Annotated in this window: 10 protein-coding genes and 1 tRNA gene; 4 read left to right on the forward strand and 7 right to left on the reverse strand. The window is 68.5% G+C overall.

The genetic code is table 11. The annotated features are described in order from the left end of the window. Positions 1–675, forward strand: a 675-nt coding sequence (locus tag QN357_RS14125) for an MsnO8 family LLM class oxidoreductase (RefSeq protein WP_323505069.1), incomplete at its 5' end; no start/stop codon positions are given. A 104-nt stretch (positions 676–779) separates the two neighbouring features. Beyond that, positions 780–1,736, forward strand: coding sequence for a hypothetical protein (locus QN357_RS14130; protein ID WP_322189304.1), 957 nt, complete (start codon positions 780–782; stop codon positions 1,734–1,736). 67 nt (positions 1,737–1,803) lie between these two features. Here QN357_RS14130 and QN357_RS14135 read toward each other — a convergent pair whose 3' ends face one another. The 5 genes from QN357_RS14135 to QN357_RS14155 form a co-directional block, all read right to left on the reverse strand. Further along, positions 1,804–3,342, reverse strand: a complete 1,539-nt coding sequence (locus QN357_RS14135; RefSeq protein WP_322189306.1) for an MFS transporter — start codon at positions 3,340–3,342, stop codon at positions 1,804–1,806. 2 nt (positions 3,343–3,344) lie between these two features. After that, complete coding sequence (locus QN357_RS14140; RefSeq protein WP_322189308.1) at positions 3,345–3,908, reverse strand: PadR family transcriptional regulator; 564 nt, start codon at positions 3,906–3,908, stop codon at positions 3,345–3,347. A gap of 135 nt (positions 3,909–4,043) precedes the next feature. Next, a tRNA-Pro gene (locus tag QN357_RS14145) sits at positions 4,044–4,117 on the reverse strand. An 81-nt stretch (positions 4,118–4,198) separates the two neighbouring features. Then, positions 4,199–5,185 (reverse strand): metallophosphoesterase, encoded by a 987-nt coding sequence (locus QN357_RS14150; RefSeq protein ID WP_134449665.1) that lies wholly within the window; start codon positions 5,183–5,185, stop codon positions 4,199–4,201. Beyond that, positions 5,182–7,695: a transglycosylase domain-containing protein gene (locus tag QN357_RS14155; RefSeq protein WP_322189311.1), complete on the reverse strand. Its 2,514-nt coding sequence runs from the start codon at positions 7,693–7,695 to the stop codon at positions 5,182–5,184. The genes QN357_RS14150 and QN357_RS14155 overlap by 4 nt, the downstream gene beginning before the upstream one ends. Positions 7,696–7,805: 110 nt before the next feature. Here QN357_RS14155 and QN357_RS14160 point away from each other — a divergent pair, with 110 nt between their 5' ends. Together QN357_RS14160 and QN357_RS14165 are read left to right on the forward strand one after the other, a co-directional pair. After that, positions 7,806–7,967 carry a DUF4177 domain-containing protein gene (locus QN357_RS14160; protein ID WP_166787392.1) on the forward strand — a complete coding sequence of 54 codons (162 nt, stop codon included), beginning with the start codon at positions 7,806–7,808 and terminating at the stop codon, positions 7,965–7,967. Between the two features lie 2 nt (positions 7,968–7,969). Then, entirely contained in the window at positions 7,970–8,440 is a 471-nt protein-coding gene (locus tag QN357_RS14165; protein ID WP_134449663.1) for a RidA family protein, read from the forward strand. Here QN357_RS14165 and QN357_RS14170 read toward each other — a convergent pair. Then, positions 8,437–9,708 (reverse strand): acyltransferase, encoded by a 1,272-nt coding sequence (locus QN357_RS14170; protein WP_322189314.1) that lies wholly within the window; start codon positions 9,706–9,708, stop codon positions 8,437–8,439. The genes QN357_RS14165 and QN357_RS14170 overlap by 4 nt on opposite strands. A 63-nt stretch (positions 9,709–9,771) precedes the next feature. Next, the gene (acs, locus tag QN357_RS14175; protein ID WP_322189316.1) at positions 9,772–11,727 is read right to left on the reverse strand and encodes an acetate--CoA ligase; all 1,956 of its coding nucleotides are present in this window, start codon (positions 11,725–11,727) and stop codon (positions 9,772–9,774) included. Positions 11,728–12,250: the final 523 nt, after the last annotated feature.

Raw genomic sequence — 12,250 nt, forward strand, 5'->3', positions numbered from 1 at the left:
ACGGCGCTCGCCCTGCGCCGGAGCGAATCCGGGCTGGGTGTCGACGATTTCCCGCAACAGCTTGTGGACCTGATCGGGTTCTTCCACGGCGGCATGGCGGCGGATAACCCACTGCGCGGCATCACGGCCTACCCGGGGCTCGGCGATGCCCCGGAGACGTGGCTGCTCGGCTCGAGCGGGTTCAGCGCGCAGCTCGCCGGGGCGCTCGGGCTGCCGTTCACGTTCGCGCACCACTTCGCGGGCGAGCACACCGAGGAAGCCCTCGACCTGTACCGGGCGCACTTCGAGCCGAGCGCGTTCCTGGCCGCCCCGCACGCGATGATCGCGGTCGGGCTGATCAGCGACGACGACCCCGAAGTGGTGCGCCGGGAGTCGCTGCCCGGGCTGATCACGTTCCTGCGGATGCGGCAGGGCAAGAAGCCCGCTCCGGTGTCGTTCGAGGAGGCGCTCGCCTACCGTTTCACCGAGTATGAGCTCTCGTTCGTGGCGTCACGGAATCGCCGCCAGGCCGTGGGCACCCCGGCCGAGGTGGATGCCCGGCTCACGGCGCTCCTCGATGCCACAGGGGCCGATGAGCTCATGCTCAGTGCGCAGTCCGCGACGCTTGTGGGGCGCATCCGCTCGCTCGAGATCGTGGCCGACCTGCGTGCGGACCCCGCGGACGCCGCGGCATAATACCCCTGTTCGGGGAAGAAGCTGAGGGGTAGTCACGTCCCGCTGACCGGGATTTACTGACTGGGCCGCCCCCACCCGAACAGGGGCGGCACGGGCAGGTTGCTATGGACGCGCCACAACACCGGTCGTGGTTTCGCCGAACGGTCGGCGGGTGTGCCCGCGTCGTCGGGGCCGTGAGCCTCGTGCTCGTCGCGGCGACGCCCACGTTCGCCGCGGCCCGCATTACAGCGGATGCCCCCGCGCCCGACCCCGCCTCCGCGTCCGCCGCTGTCGCGACCGGCTCCTCCGGCTCCTCCGACTCGTCCGACTCGGCGGTCGGCGCCGTGGGGTCCGGCCGGTACGCGAACCTGCAGCGCACACCTTTCCGGTCGAGAGTGACCTTTGTGCCGGTCACTCTCGACCGGAAAGGTCCCTCTCGTGGTCTCGTCGACTGGCAGTCCCCTCGGCCGGGGTTCCCCGGGGCGGCGGCCCGGCTCGCGTTCGGCGCCACGCAGTCCACCGCCGCGCAGACGGAACGGATCGCAGAAGCGGCGCGCATCGCCGAGGTCGCACGGGTCGCGGAAGTTGCCCGGGTTGCCGAAGTCGCCCGGGTCGCGGAGGTTGCCCGGGTTGCGGAGGAGGCGCGGGTCGCGGAAGCTGCGGCCGTTGCTGCCGAGGCGGCACGGGTCGCCGCGGCCGCGCAGGCCGTTGCGGAGGCGGAAGCGGCAGCATCCGCCGCCGCGCAGGGCGTGCCCACCTACACAAAATACGTCTGGACGAGCGGCTGGCAGGCCGAGATCGACAGCTGCCAGGGTGCCGTCGACCTCAGCGGCAACTACGGAGTCGCGGTGATCGCCGAGCACTGGTCGTGCGGCGGGTCGCACTTCCCGGCGGACGGCACTCTCATCGCGCTGACCGGGGTGCGGTCGGGCACCTACCGGGTCGGCGCGGTCGTCGCAGTTCTCAACGCGAACACCGAACGCACCGACTCCATCCCGCGCGGCTACGGCCTGCTGTACCAAACCTGCATCAACGGTTCGAACGCGACCATGTCGTTCACCGAGCTCACCCGGGTCGGCTGACCCGCTGCATCCGATCGTCGAACGCCGACGCGATGCCGCGTGCGACGCGACGGGCGGATGCCGCGGGCTAGAAGTGCGCGTCGACCCGCTTCGGCAGCACGAAGACGAGCAGCAGCGCCAGCACGCTGAACGCGGCGCTGACGGCCATCGCATCCGTCGCGGCGGTCGTGAATGCGGACGCCAGCGCGTCCTTCCCCGGCCCGGCGACGACGAGGTTGCCGAAGAGCACACTGCCGATCACGGCGATGCCGACGGCGGCGCCGACCCGCTGCATCACGCCGACGACACCGCTCGCGGCACCGGCCTCTGCGCGGTCGACGGTCGCGACGATGAACTGCGCGTTCGGGGCGATGAAGAATCCGCTGCCGAGGCCTGCGATGAGCAGCGGCGGCAGCAGCTCCCAGTTGGTGATCGACGGGCCGATCAGGAGCAGGGCGAGGTAGATCCAGATCAGGCCGGTCGTGACGAGGGTCACGCCGATCACGAGCACCGTGCGGCCGAGGCGCTGCGCGAGCCGGTTGCTCTGCGAGGCGCCGACGATGTTGCCGATCGCGAAGGGGATCGAGACGAGCCCGGACTCGAGGGCGGTGTGGCCGAGGCCCGCCTGCCAGAGGATCGAGATCGTGAAGAAGATGCTTGTGAACGCCGCGAAGTAGACGAGCGCGAGCACGACTCCACCGGAGAAGGCCGGGTGCGAGAACAGGTGCGGCGGCACGAGCGGGCTCTTGCCGCGGCGGGTGTAGTTGACTTCCCAGGCCCCGAACGCGGCGAGGAGCAGCGCGCCGGCGACGAGGGTGAGGTAGGTCCATAGTGGCCAGCCCTGGTCCTGGCCCTCGATGAGCGGCACGAGGAGGGCGACGAGGCCGCCGGAGAGCAGCACGAGCCCGACGAAGTCGATGCCCGAGCTCGGCTTGTTCGGGTCGCGCTCGGCGCCGGCGGGGAGCATGAACACGGCGGCGATGAGCGCCGCGACGCCGATCGGGAGGTTGACCCAGAACACCAGGCGCCAGCCGTTCTCGTCGCCGAACGCCTGGATGATCAGGCCGCCGAGGATCGGGCCGAGCGCGGTCGAGACGCCGATGACCGAGCCCATGATGGCGAACGCCTTGCCGCGCGCCATCGGCGGGAACAGGAGCTGGATCACTGCTGTGACGGCGGGCACGAAGATACCGCCGGCGAGGCCCTGCACGACGCGAGCGATGATCATCTGCAGGTCGTTCTGCGCGAGGCCGCAGGCGAGGCTCGCGAGGGTGAAGAGCGCGAGCCCGGTGAAGAAGACCCACTTGTGGCCGATCCGGTCGCCGAGGCGCCCGGCGGGGATGAGCGCGAGCCCGAACGCGAGCGCATACCCGGAGATGATCCAGGACAGCGTCGCCTCTGAGGCGTTCAGGCTCTCCCGGATGGTCGGCAGGGCGACGTTCACGATCGTGGTGTCGAGCAGCGCCATGAACATGCCGGCCAGCAGCACGATCAGGGCCTGCCACGCGTGGCGGGGGATCACGACGGGAGGTCGGGTGCCGGGCGTGCCGTGGCTGTTGGTCGCGCCGGGCGTGCCGGGCGTGCCGGTGCCGGCCCCGGTGGAGGTCGGAGCGTTGGTGTCTGACATGGTCAGTCGGCCTTTCGGGCTAGTTCGTCCGCGACGATGTCGGGGAGGACGGTGACGAGGTGTTCGTGCCAGGCGATCTCGGCGCGCAGGCGGGCTGCCTTGTGCTGCATGACAAAACTCTCGCTGGCGGTGAGATAGGGGAGGGCGTGCGCCGTGGTGGCTTCGGAATCGGTGAGCATGGCGCGCAGGGCGAGCAGGCGTGCCTCGATCATCAGGGGGAGTTCATCGAGGCGGTCGGGGTCGAGCCGGGTCATCGCGAGGTCGAACGGGTCGGGCTTGAGCACGATCGTGCGCAACCCCTCGAGCCGGAGCGCGGCGAGGTCCCGGCGCCCGGCATCCGAAATCTCGTAGACCTGTCGCTCGGGGTAGTGGCCCTCGCGCTCGACGTGGGCCACGCTGATCAGCCCCTCGGTCGCGAGGCGTTTGATCGCCCCGTACACCGCGCCGACGGAGATGTCCGTCCACATGTGCACGTGCTCCTCCTCGGCGAGCAGGCGGAGCTGGTGGCCGTGCATCGGTCCGCGCTCGGCGAGGGAGCCGAGAATGAACAGGCGAATCGATGACATGCGTTTACTCTCGCACGAGTAGTCATGCGAGTCAAGGCCGAGGGTGATCGCATTCACCAAGCGGATGCCCGCCCTGCGCACAGCAGAAAACCCCCACTCTCGCGAGTGGGGGTTTTCCGTTTCTGTGTTTTGCTGTCGGGGTAACAGGATTTGAACCTGCGACCTCGTCGTCCCGAACGACGCGCGCTACCAAGCTGCGCCATACCCCGATGGCCCGTAAGCCGTGTCAAGTATAACCCCATGCACATGGATGCTCGGTGCAGCCCCCGAACGGATCCCGTGAGCGCCGCCTACGACGAGGCGGTCAGGGTCAGCAGGGTCGCCTCGGGCGGGCAGGCGAAGCGCACCGGGGCGTAGATCGACGTGCCGAGGCCGGCCGAAACGTTGAGGTATGCGCTGCGGAGTCCGGATCCCCAGAGGCTGAGCCCCTTGACCTGAGACCGCGGAATGTCGCAGTTCGTGACGAGGGCGCCGAAGCCGGGCACGCAGACCTGGCCGCCGTGGGTGTGCCCCGCGAGGATCAGTTGCGCGCCGTGGTTCACGAACGAGGTGAGCACCCGGCGGTACGGCGCGTGCGCGACGCCGATCGTGACCGTCGGCCGTGGCTCGCGGTGCTCCGCGGAGTCCGGCCAGGTCTCGTCGCCGAGCGGGTCGTCACCGCGGAGGTCGTCGACGGCCCGGGTGATCAGGTCGAGGCGATCGCGTCCGATGTGCGGGTCGTCCACGCCGAAGAGCTCGAGGTGGGTGCCGTTGATGTCGAGAGCCTCCGCGGCATTGTTGATGTCGTTCCAGCCGAGATTCGCGAAGATCCCGTGCAGACGGTCGGTGTCGAGCCGGTTCTGCGGGGCGGCCTTGAGCAGCGACGGTCCGCCGAAGTACCGGAACGGATTCTTCAGCTGCGGTCCCCAGAAATCGTTGGAACCGTTGACGAAGATCCCGGGGATCCCCGCGAACGGCTCGAGCGTGTACGCGAGGGCGTCGAAGGCATCCGTGTGGCCGAGGTTGTCTCCGGTGTCGACGACGAGGTCGGGCTTCAGCGCGGCGAGGCTGCGCACCCACTCCTGTTTGTCCTTCTGCCAGGGCGCGAGGTGCAGGTCCGAGATGTGCAGCACACGGATCGGTTTCGAGCCTGGGGCGAGCACGGGCACGGATGCCTCACGCAGGGTGAACATCCGACGTTCGAGCAGAGATCCCCAGGCGAACGCGCCGGCACCGGCCGCGGCTAGCGCGCCCGTGCCGACGAGGAGGGCCTTGGCCCCGGTGCCGAGGGTACTCATCCGCCCGCCTTGCCGTTGCCGTTGGTGGCGGCGAGCCTTCCGATCACGATCGTGATGGTGTCACCGGGCTTGGCTCCGCCACCGGCCGCCGGGGACATCGAGATGACCTTGCCCACCTGTGTCGGATCGGTGGTGTCGCCGTCCGTCTTCGCGACGGCGAACTTGCCGAGCGTCGATCGAGCCTCACCCTCACTCTTGCCCACGACGTCGGGCACGACGATCTGCGAGGCGTTGCTGGTGTACACGGTCACGCTCGAGCCGCGGCTCGTGCTTGTTGCTCCTGCCGGGTCGGTCTTGGCGACAGTGCCGCCCGGGAGCTCCGAGTCAATCGGGCCGCCGTCGACGAACAGGAAGCCGGCCGCCTCAAGGGTGGACTGGGCCTCACTGATGCTCTTGCCGCGGAGGTCCGGGATGGGGATCTGAACCGCATTGACGATCGTTCCGGTCGCGGCGGGGAACGCGTCTCCGCCGTACTTGGCGTTGGCGACGCTCATGATGACCGGCCACATCCGGTGCCGGGCGGTGGCCGCCTGGCCGCTCGCGAAGGTGGTGTTGCGCTGGTCCTTGTCGCCGGTGACGCTCATCACTCCGACGATGGTCGCGACCTTGCTGCTTGCGCCGCCCATCCAGGTGTCCTTGTTGCCGTCGGTGGTACCGGTCTTACCGATCATCGGGACCTTCGGGCTCGTGGCCGCGTTCGAGGCGGCGGCAGTTCCCCCCGATCCCATGACCTGCTGCATGGCGGTCGTCATGCCGGCCGCGACGTTGGGGTCGACTGACTGGTGGCAGTCGCTTGTCGGCGCCGGGAGTGTGGCTCCGTCGGAGCCGGTGATGTGGTCGATCACGATCGGGCTGCAGGTGGCGCCCTTGTTGGCGATGCCGGCGAAGGCGACCGCCATGCTCAGGGGCGCGACCTCGTTGGTGCCGAGCACCGCTGAGGCACCCTGCTCGAGCGGGGCACCGTCGGCGCGCGTGACGTCGAAGGCCTCGGCGGTCTTGCGGATGGCACACAGGTCGAGTTTCTTCGCCATGCCGATGAAACCGGTGTTGATGGACCCGATCGTCGACTGCAGCGCACTGTAGTTGGCGCCGGTCTCGGACGACGAGTCGTTCTTCGGGTTGTAGCCGGGGAAGCTCACGGTGCCGCCGGTCGCGCAGCTGTCCCGGAAGGGGCCCCAGTTCGACTTGATACGGGAGTCGACCCGCTCATTGAGCGAGTGACCCTCGGTCAACCACTCGGCGAGGGTGAACACCTTGTACATCGATCCGGGCTGGAACCCGTGCGAACCGCCCTGGTCGACGTTGGTGTTGTAATTGATCCCCGTGTAGTTCGCGCCGGTGGCTTGCACGGCCGGGTCCTGGCTGTAGTCCTTGTTCTGCGCCATGGCGAGAACCTTCCCGGTGCCCACACCGACGCTCACGGCCACTCCGCCGACGTCCCAGCCGGGGAAGGTGTCGGGGACGTTGGCCTTCATCGTCGCCTCAGCAGCCTGCTGGAGGTCCAAGTCGAGGGTCGTGTAGACGTTGAACCCACCACGCCGGAAGTTGGCCATCCGGGTGGTGTCGTCGGCGCCGAAGACCGGGTTGTTCTGCAGAGTACTTACGACGAGGTCGCAGAAGTACGCGCTGCCGCCGGCGGTCTGGCAGCCGGTCGAGGGTTCGTGGATGCTGGGCTCGATGGCCGACGCGATCGCGGCATCGTGGTCGGCCTGGTTGATCTTGCCGTACTTGAGCATCTGGTCGAGGATGTAGTCGCGGCGGTCCTTGTTCGCGGCGTAGCCGTTCGCGGCGCCGTTGGTCGCGCTGTCCGGCTGGTCGAGCTGGAACTTGACCGGGTTGTTCACGATCGCGACCAGGCTCGCGGCCTGCGGGAGCGTCAGCGTCGCCGCCGTCGCGCCGAAGTAGTACTCCGCGGCCGATTCGATGCCGTAGACGGTGCCGCCGAAGCCGGTGATGTTCAGGTACTGGCGGAGGATGTCGTCCTTCGCGTACTTCTTCTCCACGCCGATCGCGAGGCGCATCTCCTTGAGCTTGCGGTCGGGAGTGGTCGCGGTGGCCGCGTCATAACAGTCCGACTTCTTCTGCGCATCCGTGAGCACTTCGCACTTCTGCACGAGCACGTTCTTCACGTACTGCTGGGTGATGGAGGAACCACCGCGAGTGCCGCCGCCCGCGAGGGTCGAGACGAGGCCGCCGACGGTGCCCTGCAGGTCGACGCCGCCGTGGTCGTAGAACCGGGGGTCTTCACCGGAGGTCGCGGCGTCCTTGACGAACTGGTTGATCGCATCCGAGGCGACCTCGACGCGGTTCTGGTCGTAGAACGAGGTCAGGAGGTAGGGGGCGCCGGTGCTCGTGGTCGCGTAGATGTTGCTCTTCTGCGAGAGCTGGTCGATCTTCAGGTAGTCGGGCAGGTTCTCGAAGACGTTGATCGTGTTCGTGGCAGCCATGCCCGACAAAGCGAGAGCGGGAGTGACCGCGGCCGTCACGAGAACACCGACGATTGCACTCATTCCAACGAAACCCAGGAGACCGCCCAGGGAGCCGCTGACCGTTCGATTTTTGGCAGACATACAATTGAGCGTAAGGGACAAATCTGTAAAACCGCCTGAATCGGAGTCTTATGCCTGCCTGGGAGTACCTCACCACCCCGCTGATGATCCACAACACCGCCGCCATCCTGAACAGCTGGGGATCGGACGGCTGGGAGCTCGTCCAGGTCGTGCCGGGACCGGAGGGCGGCCTCGTCGCATACCTCAAGCGTCCCGTCGTGAAGGAGGCCTGATCGTGTCGATCATTGATGCGCGTCTCGCCGAACTGGGAATCGACCTGCCGAGTGTGGTTCCCCCGGTGGCGTCCTACGTTCCCGCTGTCGTCTCTGGCAACCTCGTCTTCACCTCCGGCCAGCTGCCGATGGTGTCCGGCGTGCTGCCGGAGACCGGAAAGGTCGGCGACGGCCACGGTCTCGTGCCCGCCGCGGACGCCCAGGAGTACGCCCGCCTGTGCGCGCTCAACGCCCTCGCCGCGATCAAGGCCGTGATCGGGTCGCTCGACCGCATCACGCAGGTGGTCAAGGTCACCGGGTTCGTCGCATCCGACCCCGGGTTCACCGGCCAGCCCGGCGTCGTCAACGGGGCGTCGCAGGTGCTCGGCGAGATCTTCGGCGACCGCGGCGTGCACGCCCGGTCGGCAGTCGGCGTCGCCGTGCTGCCGCTCGACTCGCCCGTCGAGGTGGAGCTCATCGTCTCGTTCGCTTAGGCGCTCGCGCGCTCGTTCTCGGGCACGGGAGAGGTGGGGGCGGCGGATGCCGCGGCATCCGTTCGCCTGCCGCCGCGCCTCCGTAGCGCACCGGCCGTCTCGCTCGCCCACCGGCCCGTCCAATTCGCGAGGCGTTGCGAGGGCAGCTCGACCCACAGGTACATCAGCTGCGCGAGCGCGAGGCTGAGCGGCACAGAGACGAGCGCGCCGAGCCACCAGCGGCCAGGGCCGAACATCGTGCCGAAGGCGACGACGACCGGGAAGTGCACGAGGTACAGGCTGAAGCTCACCTGGCCGAGCCAGACCAGCGGCCGGGCGGAGAGCGGGCGCTGCAGCGGGGGCCAGAGCGCGACGACGGCGACGACGAGCACGGCGCCGGGCACCCGCAGCGCGAGCGTCAGGTCGCCCCAGAGCCCGCTGAGTTGCGGGCGCAGCAGCCAGTGCGACACGAGCAGCGCGGGGCCGAGGGCGGTGAGCCCGATCCAGATGGCGGTGCCGCCGCGTCGTGCGGCGACCCGGGCCGCCCAGACGCGGAGTGACTCGTGGTTCGCGGCGAGCAGGGCGCCGAGGCCGAACGCGGGCAGGTACATCAGCGGTTCGATGCCGGTGACGTACCCGGTCGCACTCACGGCGAGGAACGCCGCCGCCCAGAGCGCGGGCAGCCGGCGGGTCGCGACGGCGAGCAGCACGCAGATCGGCAGCAGAAGCGAGAACCACATCTCCCAGGTCAGCGACCAGAGCGGCGGGTTGACGTCCGGCCGGCCGGAGCCGCCGATGACGCTCGCCTCGCCGAGCAGGTTGGGGAGGCCGATGTCGGGATTGTCCTGCCGCTTGAGCCAACTGCCGCCGACGTCGATGCCCGCACGCGGCACGAGGAGGATCCACGCGGCGGCGAGGGCGACGGACACGACGACGGGGATCGCCAGGCGGATGATGCGGCGCGGGTAATAGGCCACCCAGTCGTAGCCGCGGGCGGCGAGCCCGTTCGCCGTGCTCGCGGCCCGGCTCGCGAGCGGTGAGCGTACGAGCACGAAACCGCTGAGGACGAAGAAGACCAGCACGAACTCGGGGCCGGCGACGAGGAACTTGAGCGGGGTCAGGGTCGACCACCAGCCCGCCGAACCGGTGTCGACGCCGACGGTCGACTGGTATGCGGCCGCGATGCCGGGAGCGGTCATCGAGACGTGGTGCACGAGCACAATGCCCGCGGCGACACCGCGGAGGGCGTCGAGCGCGACCAGGCGTCCGGACGAGGGAAGACGAGGCATTGTCCCCACGATAGGGGGGCCGCTTGTGAAAACCCTCACTGCCCCCTCGTCCGGCCGGCCCGGCTACCCCAGGGTGTTCTTGATCACCTGCATCACGGAGGTGTCGGCGAGGGTCGTCGTGTCGCCGATTTCGCGGCCCTCTGCGACGTCCTGCAACAGGCGGCGGATGATCTTGCCCGAGCGGGTCTTCGGCAGCTCGTTCACGATGAAGATCTGCCGGGGCCGGGCGATCGCGCCGATCTGCTGCGTCACGTGCGCACGCAGCACCGCCTGGATGTCCTCGTGCGAGGACTCCTCGAGGTGGCTGTACTTGATGATCACGAATGCGACGACGGCCTGGCCGGTCGTCTCGTCGTGCGCGCCGACCACGGCCGCCTCGGCCGTCATCGGGTGCGACACGAGCGAGGACTCGATCTCCGCGGTGGAGAGCCGGTGCCCGGAGACGTTCATCACGTCGTCGACCCGGCCGAGCAGCCAGATATCGCCGTCCTCGTCGAGGCGGGCGCCGTCGCCGGCGAAGTAGCGCGGGTTCTCCTCACCGAACTTCTCCCAGTACGTTTCGATGAACCGCTCCGGGTCGCCCCAGATGCCGCGGAGCATCGACGGCCAGGGCTCGGTGACGACGAGCAGCCCGCCGTTACCGTGGCCCACGTGCACGCCGGCCTCGTCGAGCACGTCGATCGACACCCCGGGGATCGGTACCTGCGCGGCGCCCGGCTTCGCGACGGTGACCCCGGGAAGCGCCGAAATCATGATCGCGCCGGTCTCGGTCTGCCACCAGGTGTCCACGACAGGGGCGACGTTGCCGCCGATCACCTCGCGATACCACATCCACGCCTCGGGGTTGATCGGTTCGCCGACCGAGCCGAGCAGCCGCAGGCTCGACAGGTCGAAGCCCTGGGGAATCTGGCGGCCGAGCTTCATGAACGTGCGGATGGCGGTGGGCGCCGTGTAGAGGATGCTGACCTTGTACTTCTCGACGATCTCCCACCAGCGGCCCGGGTGCGGGGTGTCCGGGGTGCCCTCGAAGAGGACCTGCGTCGCCCCGTTGGCGAGCGGGCCGTAGGTCACGTAGCTGTGACCCGTGATCCAGCCGACGTCCGCGGTGCACCAGTAGACATCCGTTTCGGGGTGCAGGTCGAAGACGTTCTTGTGGGTGAAGGCGACCTGGGTGAGGTACCCGCCGCTCGTGTGCAGGATGCCCTTGGGCTTACCGGTCGTGCCGGAGGTGTAGAGAATGAACAGCGGATTCTCGGCGGGGAAACCCTCGGCCTCGTGCTCGGCGTCGACGCTCGCGAGCTCGTCGTGCCACCACAGGTCGCGGTCGGTCCACTCCACGTCGTTGCCGGTGCGCTTGACGACGAGCACGTTGCGCACGGTCGTCGGCACACCGGTCAGCGCCATGTCGACCGCGGGCTTGAGGGGCGTGACGCGGCCCTTGCGGTAGCCGCCGTCCGCGGTGATCACGAGCACCGCGTTCGCGTCGTCGATTCGTGAGCGCAGGCTCTCAGCGCTGAAGCCGCCGAAGATGACCGAGTGCACGGCGCCGATCCGGGCGACGGCGAGCATCGAGATCACCGCCTCCGGGATCATCGGCAGGTAGATCGCGACCCGGTCCCCGGCCTGCACGCCGAGCTTTGTCAGCACATTCGCAGCGCGCTTCACCTCGGCCGTCAACTCGGCGTAGGTGATCGCGCGGGAGTCTCCTGGCTCGCCTTCGAAGTAGAGCGCGACCCGGTCGCCATTGCCCGCGAGCACGTGCCGGTCGAGGCAGTTCCAGGCCACATTGAGGTGCCCGTCCTCGAACCATTTCGCGAACGGCGGGTTGGTCCAGTCGAGCACGGTGGTGAACGGCTTGTGCCAGTGCAGCAGCTCGCGGGCCTGATCGCCCCAGAATCCGAGGCGATCGTTCGCGGCATCCGTGTAGAGCTGCGCGGTGCCGATGGCTTGGTCCGCGAACTCGGCAGTCGGTGCGAACCTGCGGGTTTCGTTGAGAAGGTGGTCGATCTGAACGCTCATAGCTTGTCGCTCCTTTGCGATGACGGCCGGGTGCGTAACAAGCCCCTCGTGCACCATACCCTGACGATCCGCGAACTCACGTTGCGGGGAATTGCGGAGCGGCTCTCTCCCCGGAGAACTCTCCGGGATCGCCCGAGGTCACCCCTGAATGGGGGCCGCGTCACCGTGTCCTCATTTATGAGGACACGGGGGACTTGCGCATCTTGATTTTCCTTATACACTTGGACTCGTCCGAACGAAAGTTTTGACCTGCATCACGTTTGGTTCCCCCCAATCAGCGTGATGCCGAGGCGGCACCTGTTCCCCCCAATAGGTGCCGCCCCCCTTTTTTAAACGAACCGACGGGTTTCCCGACAGTTTTCCGGCGGTTCGGTGGCTCGTCCTCCACCGTCGTCGCGCACGGCGACGCGTCCCCAGTCTGGTGTTGTGGCCCCGTCCACGAGGTCATCGCCGGATACTTTCGGGTCATGGTGCAACCGTTCGTCGCCGCCCCGTCGCTCAGCCGTGAGCGGATGCCGCGTAC

Source organism: Cryobacterium sp. RTC2.1, from assembly GCF_035018685.1.
GTDB lineage: Bacteria > Actinomycetota > Actinomycetes > Actinomycetales > Microbacteriaceae > Cryobacterium > Cryobacterium glucosi.